19 protein-coding genes are annotated in these 19,190 nt (G+C 67.2%); 14 read left to right on the plus strand and 5 right to left on the minus strand.

Annotation, left to right across the window (positions count from 1 at the left end; all coding sequences use genetic code 11):
• Positions 1–341: 341 nt before the first annotated feature.
• The 4 genes from CCX87_RS18105 to CCX87_RS18120 all read left to right on the plus strand — a co-directional run bounded on the left by CCX87_RS18105 (position 342) and on the right by CCX87_RS18120 (position 3,078).
• On the plus strand, positions 342–959 hold the full coding sequence (locus tag CCX87_RS18105) for a class I SAM-dependent methyltransferase (RefSeq protein WP_087747945.1): 618 nt from the start codon (positions 342–344) through the stop codon (positions 957–959).
• Between the two features lie 32 nt (positions 960–991).
• Complete coding sequence (locus CCX87_RS18110; RefSeq protein ID WP_087748473.1) at positions 992–1,765, plus strand: tRNA-uridine aminocarboxypropyltransferase; 774 nt, start codon at positions 992–994, stop codon at positions 1,763–1,765.
• A gap of 69 nt (positions 1,766–1,834) precedes the next feature.
• A complete protein-coding gene (locus CCX87_RS18115; RefSeq protein ID WP_087747946.1) occupies positions 1,835–2,713 on the plus strand; it encodes a PA4780 family RIO1-like protein kinase in 879 nt (292 codons plus the stop codon).
• A 113-nt stretch (positions 2,714–2,826) separates the two neighbouring features.
• Positions 2,827–3,078: a hypothetical protein gene (locus tag CCX87_RS18120; RefSeq protein WP_087748475.1), complete on the plus strand. Its 252-nt coding sequence runs from the start codon at positions 2,827–2,829 to the stop codon at positions 3,076–3,078.
• 43 nt (positions 3,079–3,121) lie between these two features.
• Here CCX87_RS18120 and yjjJ read toward each other — a convergent pair whose 3' ends face one another.
• Positions 3,122–4,462, minus strand: a complete 1,341-nt coding sequence (yjjJ, locus tag CCX87_RS18125) for a type II toxin-antitoxin system HipA family toxin YjjJ (RefSeq protein ID WP_087747947.1) — start codon at positions 4,460–4,462, stop codon at positions 3,122–3,124.
• Positions 4,463–4,636: 174 nt separating this feature from the next.
• Here yjjJ and CCX87_RS18130 point away from each other — a divergent pair, with 174 nt between their 5' ends.
• From CCX87_RS18130 to CCX87_RS18140, 3 genes are all read left to right on the plus strand, one after another.
• Positions 4,637–5,212, plus strand: a complete 576-nt coding sequence (locus CCX87_RS18130; protein ID WP_087748477.1) for a DUF1439 domain-containing protein — start codon at positions 4,637–4,639, stop codon at positions 5,210–5,212.
• 240 nt (positions 5,213–5,452) lie between these two features.
• Positions 5,453–6,541: a pirin family protein gene (locus CCX87_RS18135; protein WP_087747948.1), complete on the plus strand. Its 1,089-nt coding sequence runs from the start codon at positions 5,453–5,455 to the stop codon at positions 6,539–6,541.
• 220 nt (positions 6,542–6,761) lie between these two features.
• Positions 6,762–7,232 (plus strand): FKBP-type peptidyl-prolyl cis-trans isomerase, encoded by a 471-nt coding sequence (locus CCX87_RS18140; RefSeq protein ID WP_087747949.1) that lies wholly within the window; start codon positions 6,762–6,764, stop codon positions 7,230–7,232.
• A 45-nt stretch (positions 7,233–7,277) separates the two neighbouring features.
• Here CCX87_RS18140 and CCX87_RS18145 read toward each other — a convergent pair whose 3' ends face one another.
• Complete coding sequence (locus tag CCX87_RS18145) at positions 7,278–8,150, minus strand: gamma-glutamyl-gamma-aminobutyrate hydrolase family protein (RefSeq protein ID WP_087747950.1); 873 nt, start codon at positions 8,148–8,150, stop codon at positions 7,278–7,280.
• Positions 8,151–8,413: 263 nt separating this feature from the next.
• Here CCX87_RS18145 and CCX87_RS18150 point away from each other — a divergent pair, with 263 nt between their 5' ends.
• Positions 8,414–8,761 (plus strand): HPF/RaiA family ribosome-associated protein, encoded by a 348-nt coding sequence (locus CCX87_RS18150; protein ID WP_087747951.1) that lies wholly within the window; start codon positions 8,414–8,416, stop codon positions 8,759–8,761.
• Positions 8,762–8,852: 91 nt separating this feature from the next.
• Here CCX87_RS18150 and gap read toward each other — a convergent pair whose 3' ends face one another.
• Together gap and tkt are read right to left on the minus strand one after the other, a co-directional pair.
• The gene (gene gap, locus CCX87_RS18155; RefSeq protein ID WP_087747952.1) at positions 8,853–9,854 is read right to left on the minus strand and encodes a type I glyceraldehyde-3-phosphate dehydrogenase; all 1,002 of its coding nucleotides are present in this window, start codon (positions 9,852–9,854) and stop codon (positions 8,853–8,855) included.
• 74 nt (positions 9,855–9,928) lie between these two features.
• On the minus strand, positions 9,929–11,971 hold the full coding sequence (gene tkt / locus CCX87_RS18160; RefSeq protein ID WP_087747953.1) for a transketolase: 2,043 nt from the start codon (positions 11,969–11,971) through the stop codon (positions 9,929–9,931).
• Between the two features lie 124 nt (positions 11,972–12,095).
• Here tkt and speD point away from each other — a divergent pair, with 124 nt between their 5' ends.
• The 4 genes from speD (at position 12,096) to pyk (ending at position 16,208) form a co-directional block, all read left to right on the plus strand.
• Positions 12,096–12,494 carry an adenosylmethionine decarboxylase gene (speD, locus tag CCX87_RS18165; RefSeq protein WP_087747954.1) on the plus strand — a complete coding sequence of 133 codons (399 nt, stop codon included), beginning with the start codon at positions 12,096–12,098 and terminating at the stop codon, positions 12,492–12,494.
• Positions 12,491–13,270 (plus strand): nucleotidyltransferase family protein, encoded by a 780-nt coding sequence (locus CCX87_RS18170; protein WP_087747955.1) that lies wholly within the window; start codon positions 12,491–12,493, stop codon positions 13,268–13,270. Before speD ends, CCX87_RS18170 begins: the two co-directional genes overlap by 4 nt.
• On the plus strand, positions 13,267–14,664 hold the full coding sequence (locus CCX87_RS18175) for an aminopeptidase P N-terminal domain-containing protein (RefSeq protein ID WP_087747956.1): 1,398 nt from the start codon (positions 13,267–13,269) through the stop codon (positions 14,662–14,664). Before CCX87_RS18170 ends, CCX87_RS18175 begins: the two co-directional genes overlap by 4 nt.
• Positions 14,665–14,771: 107 nt before the next feature.
• A complete protein-coding gene (gene pyk, locus CCX87_RS18180) occupies positions 14,772–16,208 on the plus strand; it encodes a pyruvate kinase (protein WP_087747957.1) in 1,437 nt (478 codons plus the stop codon).
• On the opposite strand, the gene CCX87_RS18185 is transcribed toward pyk, so the two are convergent.
• A complete protein-coding gene (locus tag CCX87_RS18185) occupies positions 16,141–17,016 on the minus strand; it encodes a phosphatase PAP2 family protein (RefSeq protein ID WP_143218401.1) in 876 nt (291 codons plus the stop codon). The genes pyk and CCX87_RS18185 overlap by 68 nt on opposite strands.
• Before the next feature lie 77 nt (positions 17,017–17,093).
• On the opposite strand from CCX87_RS18185, the gene CCX87_RS18190 reads away from it, so the two are divergent.
• Both CCX87_RS18190 and CCX87_RS18195 read left to right on the plus strand, forming a co-directional pair.
• Positions 17,094–17,801: a response regulator gene (locus CCX87_RS18190; protein WP_087747958.1), complete on the plus strand. Its 708-nt coding sequence runs from the start codon at positions 17,094–17,096 to the stop codon at positions 17,799–17,801.
• On the plus strand, positions 17,801–19,171 hold the full coding sequence (locus CCX87_RS18195) for a histidine kinase dimerization/phospho-acceptor domain-containing protein (protein WP_087747959.1): 1,371 nt from the start codon (positions 17,801–17,803) through the stop codon (positions 19,169–19,171). Before CCX87_RS18190 ends, CCX87_RS18195 begins: the two co-directional genes overlap by 1 nt.
• Positions 19,172–19,190 lie beyond the last annotated feature (19 nt).

Raw genomic sequence — 19,190 nt, forward strand, 5'->3', positions numbered from 1 at the left:
CGGCGAAGACCCACCGGGCTTTCGCGAAGGCCCGGGCGGCCCGCTGCACCTGGCGTACCTGCGCGCCCCCGATGGCAACAAGCTGTGCGCGCTGCACCGCCCCGCCAGGTGGGCCTGCTGCACCCGTGCTGGCAACGCCGCGTTGCATCCTGGCCGCTGTCACGCCTGCAAAATAATGCAATATTCATAGCTGCTTGCGCAGGTGGCATAAGCGCTGGAGCCCTAAAACACTCGAAATTTTCTCCTACTCAGGTCGCAACCGCACCTGCGCCATACTTGCCCGCCACCGTTCCTCACGCGCGCTGTTGCCGTGGACGATGTTGCCAGCCTGAGGAGGGCGCGTGAAATCTGCAAGCGATACCTGGTTCGACGAGGCCTACTACCAGCGCTACTACTTTGACAAGAAAACCAGCGTGATCGACCCCGAGCACGCCGAGCGGCTGGGCGCGTTTGTGTGCAGCTACCTGCAATACCTGCGCGTGCCGGTGCGCCGGGTGCTGGATGTGGGCTGCGGCATTGGCCTGTGGCGTGCGGCGGTGGCGCGGCACTTTCCCGATGCCAGCTACCACGGCGTGGAGTTCAGCGACTACCTGTGCGGGCGTTTTGGCTGGGAGCGCGGTTCGGTGGTGGACTACCAGGCCCATGACCCGGCCGAGCCGTTTGACCTGGTGATCTGCCAGGGCGTGCTGCCTTACCTGGACCCGTCCGACCTGAAGCGGGCCCTGCGCAACCTGGGCCGCCTGAGCCGGGGCGCGCTGTATGTCGAAGCCGTCACGCGCGAGGACTATGAGCGCGACATCCTCGACGAAGACCTGACCGACCCGCGCCTGTTTCGCCACCGGGCCGAGCTGTACCGGCGCGGCCTGCAAGAGGGCTTTACCGAGCTGGGCGGCGGCCTGTGGCTGAGCCGCCAGTCCGAGGTGCCTTTGTTTGAACTCGAATGCGCGGGGGGCCGATGACGATGACGATGACGATGACGATGACGATGACGATGACCATGGCTGCAGCGCCCGTGGTGCCCCATGCCGTCGCGCGCCAACGCGCCGAGCGCCTGGCGCGCAGCTCCAAGCCCTTTCTGGCGCGCGGCGGCCCGCGCGGCGAGCGCTGCGCCGGCTGCCGCCTGCTGCCCAGCCACTGCCTGTGCGCGCTGCGCCCGGCCGTGCCCACGCGCGCGGGCATGTGTTTGCTGATGGGCGATGTGGAGGCGCTCAAGCCCAGCAACACCGGCTGGCTGATCGCCGATGTGGTGGCCGACACCTTCGCCTTTGGCTGGGCGCGCACTGCGGTGCACCCGGATTTGCTGGCCCTGCTGGCCGACCCGCAGTGGCAGCCGGTGGTGGTGTTTCCGGGTGACGGCGTAGCGCCCGAGCGGCTGCTCCATGCCATGCCCCGCAACGCGGAAACCGCGCCCCCGCACAGCGCCACGGCAAAGCGCCCGCTGTTCGTGCTGCTCGATGGCACCTGGCCCGAGGCGCGCCGCATGTTTCGCAAAAGCCCCTATCTGGACCGCCTGCCCGTGCTCATCCTGCAGCCGGGGCAGCGCTCGCGCTACCGCCTGCGCCATGCGCTGCACGACGACCACCTGTGCACCGCCGAGGTGGCAGCCCTGTGCCTGGAACTGGCGGGCGAAACCCGCGCCGCGCAAACGCTGGAGGCCTACCTCGACGTGTTCACCCACCACTATCTGCAGGCCAAGAACCAGCTGCCGGTGGATGTGGACGACGCACTGCACCAGCGCCTGCGCGATGTGAGCACGCAGGCGTAAGCCGCTCCCGCGCGACATCGCCATCCGGTGTGACCGCAGGGGATTGCGCCCCGGGCGCAAAATGCACCGATGAAAGCACCCCCCCGCCTGCAGTCCCTCATCGAGGAAGGCCTGATCGACACCGTGGTCCGCCAGCTCATGAGCGGCAAGGAAGCCATGGTTTTTGTGGTGCGCTGTGGCGATGAAACCCGCTGCGCCAAGATCTACAAAGAAGCCACCCACCGCAGCTTCCGCCAGGCGGTGGATTACACCGAGAACCGCAAGGTCAAGAACTCGCGCTCGGCCCGCGCCATGGCCAAGGGCAGCAAGTTTGGCCGGCAAGAACAAGAGGCCGCCTGGCAAAGCGCCGAGGTCGATGCGCTCTACCGCCTGGCCGCTGCCGGCGTGCGCGTGCCGCAGCCGTTCAACTTTCACGACGGCGTGCTGCTGATGGAGCTGGTGACCGATGCGCACGGCGACGCGGCACCGCGCCTGAACGACGTGCGTTTTACGCCCGAAGACGCGCGCACCCACCACGCCACGCTGGTGGCCGAGGTGGTGCGCATGCTGTGCGCGGGCGTGGTGCACGGCGACTTGTCGGAGTTCAACATCCTGCTGGCGCACCTGCCAGGCGCAGAAGGTGAGGCCGGCACCGATGGCCCCGTCATCATCGACCTGCCCCAGGCCGTGGACGCTGCCGGCAACAACCACGCCCCGCGCATGCTGCTGCGCGACGTGGCCAACCTGCGCGACTTTTTCGGCCAGTTCGCGCCCGAGCTGCGCAGCACCCAATACGGCCCCGAGATCTGGAGCCTGTACCAGAGCGGGCTGCTCAGCAACGAGACCCCGCTCACCGGCATCTATGCGCCCGCGCACACCGATGTGGACATGCAGGCCGTGCTGCGCGAAATCGACGACGCGCGCGATGAAGACGCGGCGCGCAGGCTGCGCATGGCCACAGCGGTTTGATCGCAGGGGGGCGTGCCCGCAGCACGCTTCGCTCTGGCGATGGAGCCGTTGCCTTACAGTAGCCGCCCCGCAGCATGCAAACCAACACACCAGCCCACGATGGCTGCCCCGATATGACCAAAGACCTGGCGCGACAGAACGAACTCAAACCCATGGCGCTGTGCGAGCCCTGCCAGGGCATCCAGCGCAACTGGCGCAAGGCCCCCGGCCACGCCGAACTGGTGCAGCGCGGCAACCGCAAGGAAGACCGCGACCACGGCCCCGTCACCATCACCCGCTATGTGTGCGACCGCTGCGGCACGGCCTGGGAGTATGAGAACGACAAGACCAACCTGCACGCCGGCTGGTCGGTGGTGGGGCGTTAAATTACTATTGAATTAATAGCTGCCTGCGCTTGATGGATAAGCGCTAGCGGCCAATATGGCTCGCATTCTCGGCGGCAATGGCCCGAAAGCCTGCCGACACCCGCGCGTCCGCCGCCGCGGCCTGCCAGAACTGCCGCGCCAGGGCCTGCGCCTCGGCCCATTCGCCCAGCGTGGCGGCGCTGGGTTGCAGCGGGCGGCTGGCAAAGTCGCGCGGCACCAGCTCGCCGCCCACGGGCGCATACAGCATGGGCAACATGTCGTAGGTGGGCGACAGCGCCCAGTCGTCGCCCTGCAGCACCAGCGAGATGTTGCCGTAATGCCGGTCGGTGTTGGCGATGAGCTGGCCGTAGGCCTCCAGCAGGCGCAGGGTGCGGGCGTCGGCCGGCGTGAGCAGGTGGCGCGCCGCCATGCGGTTGGCGGTGGCGGCCCAGTTGTCGATCTCGCCCACGTATTCGGCGTTGTAAACCTGCAGCGACACCATGCCGATGCGCCCGCCCAAGCTGCGGGGATCGTCGCCCTGCAGCGGCGTGCGGTCAAAGCGCTCCGACTCCAGAAACACCCGCCCCGCGCCCCTGAACAGCTGCGTGGGCGCGGCTGGCAAGCCCGCCTGCGCCAGCGTGTGCAGCGCCAGGTGCTCGCACACCAGCAGGTCGCGCATGCGCTGGTCGGTGGGGGCGTCGCCAGCGGGCGAGAACTTCACGATGGCGTGGCGCCCGGCGGTGATGGTGCAGAACTTGGGCTGCTCGCCCCCGGCCGACGAGCCCGGGTGCGTGCCGCGCATGGCCTGCTCGGCCAGCTGCGGGTAGTCAGCGGCCGAGGCCACGCGCGATGCGCGCGCGGGCAGGGTGTGAAAGCGCTGGAACGCGGCCTCGCCCATGATGAGGTTGCCCGGCAGGTCGTCGCCATACAGCGTCATGGCGCGCAGCACGTCGTCGTCGCTCCAGTGGCGCGGGTCGTGGCCCAGCTGCAGCTCGGGGTGGGCCTGGGCAAAGGTGCGGCCCATGAAGCCCTGGGGGCGCATGTCGTCCAAAAACCAGGGCAGGCCGTCGTGCCGCGCGCTCACGCCATCGGCTTCGTCCACCCAGAACGCGCCGCCCACCAAAGGCACCAGGCGCGCAAACGGCGCGGGCCGGCCCTGCGCGTCGATGCGCATCACCCGCACCTCGTTGCCCACGCCGGGCACGGTGCGCGGCAGCACATAGCGCTGCGAGCGCGCTGCGCCCACCTTCTGCACCTGGCCCGCCTGGATCAGCGGTGCCAGCGCACGCGACACCGTGGGCTGGCTCACGCCCAGCAGCTCCTGCAACTCAGCGCTGGTCAGCACGCCGCCCTGCCGGCGCAGGGCGTGCAGGGCTTTGGGGGTGAGTTCGTGGAGACCGGCCATGAATGATTATATGAATAGATAAATTTCGGAAAATTACCAATTAAATCAATTGTCTAAGTGCATTGTTGAATAGATAAAAAAGAGGTGGTTTGAGGAAAGAATGGGGCCATGGCGCCGATGGCCTGGCACCTTTTCCCCGCATCCGTGTCCCACCTCTCCGACCAGGAGAAACCCATGCTGCATCGCCGACGATTTTTGAGCACCGCCACCGGGGGGCTGCTTGCCCTGGGTGCGGCGGCGCTGCTGCTGGGGCGTGGCGCGCTGGCCCAGCCCAGCTACACCGTGCCGCTGGCGCAATTGCAGGAAATGGTGGCGCAGAAGTTTCCGCGCAGCGTGCCGGTGCGGGGCTTGCTCGACCTGACCCTGCAGGCGCCGCGCCTGCGCCTGCTGCCCGAGGTGAACCGCCTGGGCGCCGCCATGGCGGTGGACGCCGCCGGCCCCGCGCTGCGGCGCAGCCACACAGGCAGTTTCGATGTGGAGTTTGCGCTGCGCTACGAGGCCAGCGACCGCACGCTGCGGGCGCACCAGCTCACGCTGGTGCGGCTGGAGTTCCCTACCCTCCGGCCGTCCGTCACGGAAATCCTCAACGCCTACGCACCCGTGCTGGCCGAGCAATCCCTGCGCGAAGTCACGCTGCACCAGCTGCGCCCGCAGGACACGGCCGTGTTCGATGGCCTGGGCCTGCAGCCGGGGCCCATCACGGTCACAGCCCAGGGGCTGACTGTGGCGTTTGTGGGCAAGCAGCCCTGACGGGCGCAGAAGAACGTCTTCATGGGCGCCTGGATGGATTCGACGACAAGCTATTAAATAGATAGCTACCAGCGCTTGATGGGCGTGGGCTATGACACTATTTGACCAAAACAGAGGCGCCCACCGTCCTGCTGCGCGCACCGCACTGTCCTATCCGAAGCACTTTCGTTGGGGCACCATGGGCCCCATGTTCGACAGACATACCGCCGCTTGTGGCGGCGTCAACCCAAGGAGCCTCTGATGTCGTCCTCTCCCGTCGCCTCTTCATCTGCTGCCACCCAGCCCATCGTGCAAACCCAGCCGCTGGGCCCGCTGTGGCCCACGATGGACCCGTTCTTGTTCTGTGCCCACCATGACGATGCCTATCCCGCAGGCAATGGTGCGTTCGCGCCCGCCGTGTCGCTGGAAGACCGCCAGATCGGCAGCGACTTCAGCCGCAAGGACGGCTGGAGCATGTACCACGGCGACACGGTGCCCGGCTTTCCGGGCCACCCGCACCGTGGCTTTGAAACCGTGACGCTGGTGCGCAAGGGCCTGATCGACCATTCCGACTCGCTGGGCGCGGCCGCGCGCTTTGGCGGCGGCGACGTGCAGTGGCTCACCGCCGGCAAGGGCGTTGTGCACTCTGAAATGTTCCCGCTGCTCAACGCCACCGAGCCCAATCCGCTGGAGCTGTTCCAGATCTGGCTGAACCTGCCCGCGCGCAACAAGATGGTGGCGCCGCACTTCACCATGCTGTGGAACGAGCGCATTCCGCGCCTGGTGCACCACGACGAGGCAGGCCGCGCCACCACCGTGACCGTGGTGGCCGGTGCCCTGCCCGGCGCACCCGCCCCGCTGGCGCCGCCGCCCGAATCCTGGGCCTCGCAGCCCGAGGGCGATGTGGCCATCTGGACGCTGCACCTGGCACCCGGCGCGCAGTGGACGCTGCCGGCCGCGCAGGGCCAGGGCACGCGCCGCATGCTGTATTTCTTTGCGGGCGACAGCCTGCGCGTGGGGCCGCAGGAGGTGGGCCAGCATGCCGCGCTGGAGGTGGTGGCGGGCCAGGACTGGCGGCTCACCAACACCGGCGCCACGCCCGTCGAATGCCTGCTGCTGCAAGGCCAGCCGATTGGCGAGCCCGTGGCGCAATATGGCCCCTTCGTGATGAACACGCAGGCCGAGATCATGCAGGCCATGAACGACTACCGCCGCACCCAGTTCGGCGGCTGGCCCTGGCCCGAGCAGGACCCGGTGCACGGCACCGAGGCGCGGCGGTTTGCGCGCTACCCCGGCCAGGCCGAGGACGATCGGCCCGGCGCGGCTGCCGCGCCAACCGCATCGGCCTGACCTGGTACCGGGCGCATGCTGCGCGCCTCGTGGACAATCCGAGGTTTTGATCCGCGCGGCGGTGTCTATGGATCCGGCCCTTTGATGTATCCCATACCGTTCAGGCTGAGCTTGTCGAAGCCCTTCGACAAGCTCAGGGCGAACGGTTAAACCTTCATCGGGCCATATCCATAGTTGCCTTCTGCACCGCCCCGCGCAGCCCCCTTGAAATCGCAACGCCATGAACATCACCCAAGACGCCGCCGTCACCATCACCTACCAGGTCACCACGCCCCAGGGCAAGCCGCTCGATGCGGGCAGCCTGGCCTATCTGCATGGCGGCTATGACAACATCTTCCCCAAGGTCGAAGCGGCCCTCGATGGCCAGACCGTGGGCTTTGGCACCACGCTCGACCTGGCCGTGGAAGACGCCTTTGGCGCCCGCGACGAAAGCCTGGTGCGCACCATTCCCAAGGCCGAGTTTCCCCCGGGCGTGAAGGTGGGCGGCCAGCTGCAGGGCCTGGGCGCCGACGGCCAGCCGCAGGTGTTCAACGTGGTCAAGATCAAGGGCCCTGAAGTGCACCTGGATGGCAACCATCCGCTGGCAGGCCAGGCTTTGAAGTTCAGCTGCAAGGTAACCGGCGTGCGCGCCGCGACGGCGGAAGAGATCGCGCACCGCCATGTGCACGGGGCGCACGGCCACCAGCATTGACGCCGGCGCGCCCTGCGCCAGCGCGGCCGGCCGATGTCGGCCGTGTCAAGGGTGCCGACGCAGTGCCCGGCGCAGCAGGCGTGCGGCGCGGTCGCGCATGCCCAGCGGGCCAGGGCCGGGCGCGGCTGGGCGTGCCTGGGCGGCGCTGCAGGCCGCCAGAAAGTCGTTGAGGATGGCGGTGTCGTCCAGGGTGTCCGAGCCGACCCGGTGAAACTCGGGGTGCCACTGCGTGGCGGCGATGTAGCCGCGCCCTGGCGCCGCTTGCAGGCGGATCGCTTCGGGCACGCCATCGGGTTCGCTGAGGGCTTCCACAACAAAATCTGGCGCCACCCGCTTGATGCCCTGGTGGTGGATGCTGTTGACGCGTGCGCGCGGCTTGTCGGGGTACAGCTGCGCCAGATGCGTGCCGGGCACGATGTGGAGGTCGTGGAAATGCTGGTCGTACGTGGTGGCATCGCGGTGCTGCAGCGCGCCCGGGTGCTGGGTCTGCAAGTCCTGGTAAAGCGCTCCGCCAAATGCCACGTTGATCAGCTGCAGGCCACGGCAGACCCCAAAAATGGGTTTGCCGGCCTGGGCAAACGCCTTCACGACGGCCAGATCGTAGAGGTCGCGCACGCGGTCACCCACCCACTCTTCGCGCAGAGGCTCCTCGCCGTAGCTGCCCGGCCAGACGTCGGCACCGCCGTGCATGACGATGCCGTCGAGCCACTCGGCATAGTGGTCCAGCGTGACGTCGCCGCGTGCCGTCGCCCCGGTGGGACAGGGCACCATGACCACCATCGCACCCGCCGACATGATCCAGTGGGCGATGGACTGCTCAACGTACTGCAGGGTTTTGCCCGTGAACAGCGGGCGGGCGGGGTCGGCGTGCTGAAAGCAGGCCGACAGGCCAATCTTGAGGCGGGGGGAAGCGGGCATAAAAAAGCTCCGATGGGGCACTGGCACAGCGTACTGCAAGGCGGCGCGGGGAGATCGCGCCATGGTCTTTGTAGCACCGCGCCCCGGCAACAGCTGTAGGAAAGTGCCGTGCATGCCACGGCCCGTTGCCTCGCCTGTTTCCTGCCGACCCGTGTGCCATTGACCAACATCAAGCCCCCAAAAGCGCTTGCGTGCATGATGAAGGCATCCATGACAGCCATGGCGTTGCTGCCGCACCGTTTCATTTTTACAAGGAGTGCCCTATGCAAGTACAAGTACACACCGACGACCATATCCATGGCGGCGAGTCGCTGGCGCAATGGATTCAGGAAGAGGCCGGCACCCGGCTGGCGCGGTTTCGCGAGCACATCACGCGCCTGGAGGTGTTTCTGACCGATGTGGATGCCGGCAAGTCGGGCGCGGACGACAAGCGCTGCCGCATCGAGGCCCGCGTGGCCAATCGCCAGCCGGTGACCGTGACAGCCGAGGCCGACAAGATGGCCGCTGCGTTCATCAGCGCCGTGGACAAGCTGACGCGCGCGCTGGATGCGGACCTGGGACGGGTGAAGGACAAGCACGGGCGCGACACCATCCGGGATGCGCAAGAGTAAACAGCGCTGCATGGCGCGCTGAACCCGGTCGCCCTGGATCGGGCAGAAAAAAACGCGCCGAGGGCGCGTTTTTTGTGGGCGCCAGCAGCGCTTACTTGGCGGCCACCACGCGCACCATTTCCAGGCACTTGTTCGAGTAGCCCCATTCGTTGTCGTACCAGCTCACGACCTTGACGAACGTGCCGTCCAGCGCGATGCCGGCGTCGGCGTCAAAGATCGAGGTGCGTGTGTCGCCACGGAAATCGGTGGCCACCACCTTGTCTTCGGTGTAGCCCAGCACGCCCTTCAAGGCGCCTTCGGACTGGGCCTTCATCTCGGCCTTGATTTCTTCGTAGGTGGCGGCTTTTTCCAGCTCCACCGTCAGGTCCACCACCGACACATCGCTGGTGGGCACGCGGAACGACATGCCGGTCAGCTTCTTGTTGAGCTCTGGAATCACCACGCCCACGGCCTTGGCGGCGCCGGTGCTCGACGGGATGATGTTTTCCAGAATGCCGCGGCCGCCGCGCCAGTCCTTGTTGCTCGGGCCGTCCACGGTCTTTTGCGTGGCGGTGGCGGCGTGCACCGTGGTCATCAGGCCGCGCTTGATGCCCCACTTGTCGTTGAGCACCTTGGCCACGGGGGCCAGGCAGTTGGTGGTGCACGAGGCGTTGGAAATGATGGCCTGGCCCGCGTAGGTGGCGTGGTTCACGCCGAACACGAACATGGGCGTGTCGTCCTTGGAGGGGGCCGACAGGATGACCTTCTTGGCGCCGGCGTCCAGGTGCTTTTGCGCAGTGGCCTTGTCCAGGAACAGGCCGGTGGATTCGATGACGACATCAGCGCCGACTTCGTTCCACTTCAGGTTGGCGGGGTCGCGCTCTTGCGTCAGGCGGATCTTCTTGCCGTTGACGATCAGGGTGTTGCCTTCGACCGACACGGTGCCCTGGAAGCGGCCGTGCACCGAGTCGTACTGCAGCATGTAGGCCAGGTAGTCGGGCTCCAGCAGGTCGTTGATGGCAACGACTTCGATGTCGCTGAAGTTCTGGATGGCCGAGCGCAGCACATTGCGGCCGATGCGGCCGAAGCCGTTGATGCCAATCTTGATCGTCATAGTCTCTCCAAAGTTGATTGTCAAAAGTCCAAAACTCAAAGGGGCTCCGCATTACTGCGGGGCCCCTTGTCAAATCACTTGCGCTTGAGCGCGGCCAACACGGTGGCGGCCACGTTCTCTTCGGTGAAACCGAAGTGTTTGAACAGCACCGGCGCGGGCGCCGATTCGCCGTAGGTGTCGATACCCACCACGGCGGCGCAGCCGTATTTCCACCAGCCGTCGGTCACGCCCATTTCCACGGCAATGCGGGGCAGGCCGGCGGGCAGCACGGCCTTCTTGTACTTGGTGTCTTCGCGGTCGAAGGTGGTGGTGCTGGGCATGGAGACCACGCGCACGGCCACCTTCTTGTCGGCCAGCAGGCGCTGGGCCTTCAGGGCCAGCTGCACTTCGGAGCCGGTGGCGATGATCACGGCCACGGGTTTCTTTTTCAGGCCCACGTCCGATGGCTCGCTCAGCACATAGGCGCCGCGCGAGATGTCGCCCAGGTCGCGCTTGGGTGCGTAGGGCAAGTTTTGGCGCGACAGGGCCAGCACGGTGGGTTTGTCGCGGTTGGACAGTGCCACGCTCCAGGCCACGGCGGTTTCGTCCGTGTCGGCAGGGCGCCAGACGTCGAGGTTGGGAATCAGGCGCAGGCTGGCAACGTGCTCGATGGACTGGTGGGTGGGGCCGTCTTCACCGAGGCCGATGGAGTCGTGCGTGAACACATGGATCACGCGCTGCTTCATCAGCGCGGCCATGCGGATGGCGTTGCGGCTGTAGTCGCTGAAGGTCAGGAAGGTGCCGCCGTAGGGGATGAAGCCGCCATGCAGCGCCACGCCGTTCATGATGGCGGCCATGCCGAACTCGCGCACGCCGTAATTGATGTGGCGGCCGATCTGGCCGGCCTCGGTGCGCACCACGGCGCCTGCGGCATCAAAGCGCAGCGCGGGCGTGCTCTTGGTGTTGGTCAGGTTCGAGCCGGTCAGGTCAGCGCTGCCGCCCAGCAGCTCGGGCAGCGCGGCGGTGAAGGCTTCCAGCGCCAGCTGGCTGGCCTTGCGGCTGGCCACGGTTTCGGCCTTGGTGTGGGCGGCGACCACGGTGTCCACGGCCACCTGGGCGAAGTCCTTGGGCAGGTCACCGCGCATGCGGCGGGTCAGCTCAAAGGCCAGTTCGGGGTAGGCAGCCTCGTAGGCGGCAAAGCGCAGGGTCCATTTGGTTTCAAAGGCTTCACCGGCGGCCTTGGCATCCCAGTCGGCATAGACCGATTCGGGAATCACGAAGGGCTCGTGCGACCAGCCCAGCACGGCGCGGGTCAGATTGATTTCTTCAGAACCCAGGGGCTCGCCGTGGGCCTTGGCGGTGTTGGCGCGGTTCGGGCTGCCCTTGCCGATGGCGGTCTTGCAGACAATCAGCGTGGGCTTGTCGGTGCTGGTCTTGGCGGCGGCAATCGCTGCGGACAGTGCGTCCACATCGTGCCCATCGACCGCGTCGATCACGTTCCAGCCGCAGGCGGCAAAGCGCTGGGGGGTGTTGTCGATGAACCAGGGTGCGACCTGGCCGTCGATGCTGATGCCGTTGTCGTCGTACAGCGCGATCAGCTTGTTGAGCTTCCAGGCGCCCGCCAGGCCCACCGCCTCGTGGCTGATGCCTTCCATCAGGCAGCCATCGCCCAGGAATGCATAGGTGTGGTGGTCCACCACGGCATGGCCCTCGCGGTTGAACTCGGCGGCCAGCAGTTTTTCGGCCAGCGCAAAGCCCACGGCGTTGGTGATGCCCTGGCCCAGCGGGCCGGTGGTGGTTTCCACGCCGGGCGTGTGGCCGACTTCGGGGTGGCCTGCGGTCTTGCTGCCGAGCTGGCGGAAATTCTTGAGTTCCTGCAGCGGCAGGTCGTAGCCCGTCAGGTGCAGCAGTGCATACAGCAGCATCGAGGCGTGGCCATTGCTCAGCACGAAACGGTCGCGGTCAAACCACTGGGGGTTGGACGGGTTGTGCTTGAGGTGGCGGCCCCACAGCGCCACGGCCATATCGGCCATGCCCATGGGGGCGCCGGGGTGGCCGGAATTGGCTTGTTGAACTGCGTCCATGGCCAACGCGCGAATTGCGTTGGCCATCTGGTGGGATTGCTGGGTGTTGGCCATGGGGTGGGCGGCTCCGGGTGGGAGGTTCAGGGAAACCCGGCATTTTACCGGTGCGGCCCGCAGGGGGCCTGGCGGACCCCCGCGCACGCCGCCGGGCGGGTGGCTATGCACTACAGTGCTGGCCATGCAAGGACTGCATCTCACTGCCGATCTGCGTGGCTGCCGCTGCGCCCCCCAGCGCCTGCTGGATGCCGCCGCATTGGCCCTGGCCTGCACGCATGCCGTGCGCGCTGCGGGGCTGCAGGCGGTGGACCAGTTGTTCCACCGCTTTCCGGCCACGGCGCAAGGCCCGGGCGGTGTCACGGCCACGGTGTTGCTGGCCGAATCGCACCTGTGCGTGCACACCTGGCCCGAGCAAAACGCCGTCACGCTGGATGTGTATGTGTGCAACTTTGGCGCCGACCATTCGGTCAAGGCCCAGACGCTGATGGATGCGCTGCTGGCCCTGTTCGAGCCCACCGAAGTGCAACGCCACGCCCTGCAGCGCGGCGCCGTGGGCCAGGCCAGCGGGGCCGCGCGATGACGCAGCCGGCTTTTTTGCAAGTGCCCGCGCTGGTGCTGGCGGCAGGCCGTGGCGAGCGCATGCGGCCCCTTACCGACACCACCCCGAAGCCCCTTCTGCAGGTGCAGGGCCGGCCTTTGCTGCAATGGCATTTGCAGGCGCTGGCCGATGCCGGTGTGTCGCGCGTGGTGGTCAATACCGCCTGGCTGGGGGAGCAGATTCCCGCGTATTTTTCGAGTCAAAATGGCCTGAAGTGCTTATGGGATAAGCGCGAGCAGCTATCTATTTCATACTCGCACGAAGGCGTGGATTTTGGTGGCGCGCTGGAAACGGCGGGCGGCATTGCGCGCGCGCTGCCGCAGCTGGGGCCTGTTTTCTGGCTGGCCGCGGGCGATGTGTTTGCACCCGACTTCGTGTTCGACAGCGCCGCCGTGCAGGCATTTGCGGCCAGCGACCATCTGGCCCACCTGTGGCTGGTGCCCAACCCGGCGCACAACCCGCGCGGCGACTTCGGTGTGTCGCCGCAAGGCATGGCGCTGAACCTGCCGGCCGACGACCCCGCGCCGCGCTACACCTACAGCACCATGGCCCTGCTGCGCGCCGAGCTGTTCGAGCCGCCCTGGTGCGACATTGCGCCGGGCAACCCGCAAGGCGTCAAAGCCCCTCTGGCCCCGCTGCTGCGGCGTGCGATGGACAATGGCCGGGTCAGCGCTGCGCTCTACACCGGTCGCTGGACCGACGTGGGCACGCCGCAAAGGCTGGCCGAACTGAACACCACTGCCCCGCACCTGCCATGAACATCACCGTGCCCGTTTCCGTCTACGCCCAGCGCCGTGCTCGTCTGGCCGCCCAGCTCGGCGAAGGCGGCATCGCCATCGTCCCCACAGCGCCCGAGCGCCAGCGCAACCGGGACAGCGATTTCCTTTTTCGCCACGACAGCTACTTCTATTACCTGACCGGCTTTACCGAGCCGGGCGCCTGCCTGGTCATCACCCATGACGGCCGCAGCACGCTGTTTTGCCAGCCCAAAGACATGGAACGCGAGATCTGGGACGGCTACCGGCTCGGCCCGGCGGCGGCCCCCGCCGCGCTGGGCGTGGATGCCGCCCATGCCAGCGGCGAGCTGGATGCGCAGCTGCCCCGCCTGCTGGAAAACCGGGCCTGCGTCTGGTATCCGTTTGCCACCCACAGCGGCCTGGCCGCCCGAGTGGAGGGCTGGCTGAATGCCGTGCGCGCCCGCGTGCGCTACGGTGCGCTGTGCCCTGCGGAGCAAAACGACCTGTGCACGCTGCTCGATGAAATGCGCCTGGTCAAGGATGCGCACGAGCAGGCCATCATGCGCCGCGCCAGCCAGATCAGCGCGGGTGCCCATGTCCGCGCCATGCAGCGCTCGGCCCGCATGCTGCGGGCCGGCGAAGAGGTGCGCGAATACCACCTCGATGCCGAGCTCCTGCACGAATTTCGCCAGCATGGCTCGCAATACCCCGCCTACGGCTCCATCGTGGCGGCAGGCGCCAATGCCTGCGTGCTGCACTACCGCGCTGACACGGCACCCGTACGCGATGGCGAGCTGGTGCTGATCGATGCCGGATGCGAGCTTGACGGCTATGCCAGCGACATCACGCGCACCTTCCCGGCCAATGGCCGTTTCACCGGGCCGCAGCGTGCGCTGTACGACCTGGTGCTGGCCAGCCAGGACGCCGCCGTGGCCGCCACGCGCGCGGGCGCCCGCTTCACCGATCCGCACGACGCCACCGTGGCCGTGTTGGCGCAGGGCATGCTGGATCTGGGCCTGCTCGATAAGAACAAGGTGGGCTCGGTGCAGGATGTGATCGACAAACGCGCGTATTTCCAGTTCTACATGCACCGCACCGGCCACTGGCTGGGCATGGACGTGCACGACTGCGGCAGCTATGTGGAGCCCGATGAGCTGGGCCAGGTGAGCCAGCGCAAGGACCCGCTCTCGGGCGAGCTCATCACCAACCGCCCCAGCCGCGTGCTGCGCCCGGGCATGGTGCTCACCATCGAGCCGGGGCTCTATGTGCGGCCTGCTGCTGGCGTGCCCGAGGCGTTCCACAACATGGGCATCCGCATCGAGGACGATGCCATCGTCACCGAGTCCGGCTGCGAGCTGATCACACGCGGCGTGCCGGTGAAGGCCGACGAAATCGAAGCCCTGATGCGCGCCTGAATCGGGCGCACCGCGCGAGCGTGGCGAGGCGTTCTGGTTTCGCGGGTGTAACCGCTTCCGTGTAAAAATGGAAACTTAATTACATGTTCAGTGAAAGAGACGCATCCATGTCCACCCGTCGCGCCACCAAGATTGTTGCCACCCTGGGCCCCGCATCGAGCGACCCGGCATTGCTGGAGGCCATGATCCGCGCAGGGGTCAATGTGGTGCGGCTGAACTTCAGCCACGGCAAGGCGCAGGACCACATCGACCGCGCCACGGCAGTGCGCGCCGCCGCGCAGCGGGCCGGGCGCGAGGTGGCGATCATGGCCGATCTGCAGGGGCCGAAGATCCGCGTGGGCAAATTTGCCGAAGGCAAGGTGCAACTGCAGCAGGGTGCGCCGTTCGTGCTCGATGCCTCGCGCACCGAGCCGGGCGATCTGGCCGGCGTGGGGCTGGATTACAAGGAGCTGCCGCGCGATGTGAAGCCGGGCGATGTGCTGCTGCTCAACGACGGGCTGATCGTGCTCACGGTGGACGCGGTGCGCGGCGAGGCCGTACACACCACGGTGAAGATCGGCGGCGAGCTGTCCAACAACAAGGGCATCAACAAGCAGGGCGGCGGCCTCACGGCGCCGGCCCTCACGGCCAAGGACATGGACGACATCCGCACGGCCATGGGTTTCCAGGCCGACTATGTGGCCGTGAGCTTTCCCAAGAACGCCACCGACATGGAAATGGCGCGCCAGCTGTGCAACGTGGCGGCGGCGGAATACCGCCACAAGCCGGGGCTGATTGCCAAAATCGAGCGTGCCGAGGCCATTCCGCACCTGGAAGCCATCCTGCGCGTCAGCGACGGCATCATGGTGGCGCGGGGCGACCTGGCAGTGGAAGTGGGCAACGCGGCTGTGCCGGCCTTGCAGAAAAAGATGATCCGCATGGCGCGGGAGCTCGACAAGGTGGTCATCACCGCCACGCAGATGATGGAAAGCATGATCACCAACCCCGTGCCCACCCGGGCCGAGGTGAGCGACGTGGCCAACGCAGTGCTGGACGGCACCGATGCGGTAATGCTCAGCGCCGAGACGGCGGCGGGCAAATACCCCCTGGAAACCGTCGAAGAAATGGCCAAGATCTGCGCCGCCGCCGAGGCGGCCGAGGACCACCAGCTGGACGCCGACTTTACCGGCCGCACCTTTGGCCGGATCGATCAGTCCATTGCCATGGGTGCGCTGTTCACGGCCCACCACCTGGAAGCCAAGGCCATCGTGGCCATGACCGACAGCGGCTCCACCGCCCTGTGGATGAGCCGCCACCGCAGCCATATCCCGATTTACGCCCTCACGCCCAAGGTCGCCACGCAGCGCAAGATGGCCATGTACCGCAATGTGCGGCCCTTGCTGATGGACACCAGCGCCGACCGCGACACGGCGCTGGCGCAGGCCGAAGGCCATCTCAAGAGCCGCGGCATCGTGCAGCGCGGCGATGTGTATGCCATCACCTGCGGCGAACCCATGGGTGCGCCCGGCGGCACCAACATGCTGAAAATCTGCCGCGCCAGTTGACGCCGTTGACTGCGCTCGCTGCGTGACAGACGGCCAGGTCACGTCGTCGCATGGGGCGATGATTCGGGCGGCAACGGGCAGTCGGCAAACGCAAAGCGCTGGCGCAGCAAGCCCGCCGCCAGGTCGCACAGCCCGCCGCCAGGTCGCACAGCCAGCCGGTGGTCCAGCACAGCCAGCCCGTCCACAGGGTGTGGCTCATGAAATGGGCGCCGCGCACCTGCTGGGCCCCGCCCAGAACCAGGCCAGCGGTCAGCGATGCCGCCAGCCACAGGCGCGCAGCGCGCGGCTGGCGCCGCCGCAGGGCAAAGTAGCCGCCGAGAAAGGAAAACCCCGTCGAGGCATGGCCCGCCGGAAAGCAGTGCCCACCCCCGCCATCGACGATGCCCAGCGCCCAGTGCGATGCATAGCGGGCCACGCCGCCGAACTCGGCCAGGTCCCAGGGGCAGCTGGTGGCGCTCAGGCTTTTGAAGCTGCTCACCACGCCCAATGCCACCAGGGCGCTGATGGCCAGTTGCAGCCGCTCCCCCAGGTCGATGCGCCGCAGCAAGCCGACGGGCCACCACACGCCCAAGGTCAGCAGCAGCAAAAAAATCCAGGCCGTGCGGCGGGCGCCCTCGTGCAGCACCTGAACAAGAAACCACTGATCGCGCATCGGGAACCCGGTGCCCGTGCCAAAGGCATGGGCCAGCGCCCGGTCTTGCCCCAGGGCGTCCCAGGCCAGCAGGCACACCAGGGTGCCCATGGTCCAGGCCAGGGGGGGGTGCAGGGAACGGGGAGACAAGGCAGGGGAAAGAATCGAATGCGGCATGGTGGGCACCATAGGCGCCGGCGCTTAACGGGGTCTTAACCTTTTCAGCGCAGCCCCGCCACAGCGACAATGGGACCATGCGAATCCTTGTGGTGGAAGATGATGCGGGCATTGCCGACGGGCTGCGCACCAATCTGCAGCAACGCGGTTATGCCGTGGATGTGTGCGATGGCGTTGCCTCGGCCTGGAGCGCCTTGCGCGCCGAGCGCTTTGATGCCGTGCTGCTGGACCTGGGGCTGGCCGACGGTGAAGGCAGCGAATTGCTGCAGCGGCTGCGCACCAGCCCGGCCGCTGCGGGCCTGGCGGCGGGCGCGCCGACACTGCCCGACCCCGCAACCCCGGTGCTCATCGTGACGGCCCGTGATCTGGTCAGCCAGCGCATTGCCGGCCTGGACCAGGGTGCCGACGACTATCTGGTCAAGCCCTTTGATGTTGATGAACTCGACGCCCGTTTGCGTGCGCTGCTGCGCCGTGCGGCGGGCCGGGCCTCGCCCACCATCCGCTACGGGGATATCGAAGTGGACCCGGCTGCACGCACGGTGATGCAGGATGGCAAACCGGTCGAGATGTCGCCGCGCGAGTTTTCGGTGCTGCTGGTGCTGCTGCAGGCCCGAGGCCGCGTGCTGTCACGCCAGCAGATCGAAGAGCGCTTGTACAGCTGGCAATCGGCCATCGAGAGCAACGCGGTGGAAGTGCACATCCACCATCTTCGCCGCAAGCTGGGCAGCGGGTGCATCCAGACCATGCGGGGCGTGGGCTACTTCATGCCGCAGGAGGCCTTGTGATGCCGGCGCCGGGAGCGGGTCGCCATTCCCTGACCCGGCATCTGCTGCTGTGGTCTCTGGGCGCTCTGGTGTTGGTGTGGGGCAGCTTTGTGTTCATGGGATACCGCGCCGGTGTGCACGAAGCGGATGAGCTGACCGATGGACATCTGGCCAGTGTGGCGGCGCTGCTCATCAACCTGCGCGCTTCCGAGTCCGTGGAGACGTCCGTTACCACGCAGCGCGCGCCGACGCCGTGGCTCAAATCGCATGACTACCAGCAGTCCATCAGCGTCGTGCAGTGGGATGCCGCCGGGCGTGTGCTGGCGCAAAGCGGCAGCGCGCCCTTGCCCCCCTTTGGTGTTGCGGAGGGGTTTGCCGACTTGCGCCTGGGGCCGCAGGCCGTGGCCTGGCGTAGTTTTTCGCAATGGGATGGTTCCAAGACCCGCAAGGTCATGGTGCTGCTGGAGTTGCGCGAGCGTGACGAACTGGCACAGGACATCGCCGAGCAGATGGTCGAGCCCGGCTTGTGGCTGCTGCCCGTGGTGGCGCTGGCCCTGGGCCTGGCCTTGCGGCGCGGCTTGCGGCCCTTGTATGCCCTGTCTGCGGACGTGGCCGCGCTGGACCCCGCGAGCACGCAGCGTCTCGCGTCACGCCACGCATGGAGTGAATTCGAATCGGTGGTGGCCTCTATCAACACCTTGCTGGACCGGCAGCAGGACGCACTGGTGCGCGAGCGGCGTCTGGCCAATGAAGTGGCCCACGAGTTGCGCACACCGCTGTCTTCCATTGCGTTGCAGGCCAGTGCGCTGGGAGGGGGGCTCGCCCCGCAGGCGCAGGCGCAGGCAGTGGCACAGATCGGGCAGGACGCCCTGCGTGCAGGGCATGTGCTGAACCAGTTGCTGGCGTTGGCACGGGCCAGCCGCGCGCAGTTGCACGAAGCCAAGGCGCCGGTGGACCTGGCTGCCACGGCGCGCGCGGTATGCGCCGACTATGCGCAGGCCGCATGGAAGCGGGGGGGCGAGATTGCCCTGGTGGCGCCCGACACGCTGGAACTGATGGGGCATGCGGTGCTGCTGGACCTGGCGGTGCGCAATCTGGTCGAAAACGCCCTCAAGCACACCCCGCCTGGTACCCGGATTTCCGTGCAGATCGGGCAGTCCGACACCGGGGCGGCCTGGTTGCAGGTGTGTGACGACGGCAAGCGCGTCCAGGCGGATGGGGACCACGCGAGGGTGGCGCGCCCGGTGGACAGCCTGCACCTGGGGCATGAAATCGTGCTGCGCGTGGCGCAAATGCACGGGGGCGCCTTTGGCGCAGCAGCCGCGCCAGCGCCATTCACCACCTGCTACCGTCTGGATTTTCCGCCACCTGCCGCCGTAGCAGCCGGGTAAAATCCAGGTTACCAAGCGG

Source organism: Acidovorax sp. T1 (assembly GCF_002176815.1).
GTDB lineage: Bacteria > Pseudomonadota > Gammaproteobacteria > Burkholderiales > Burkholderiaceae_C > Acidovorax.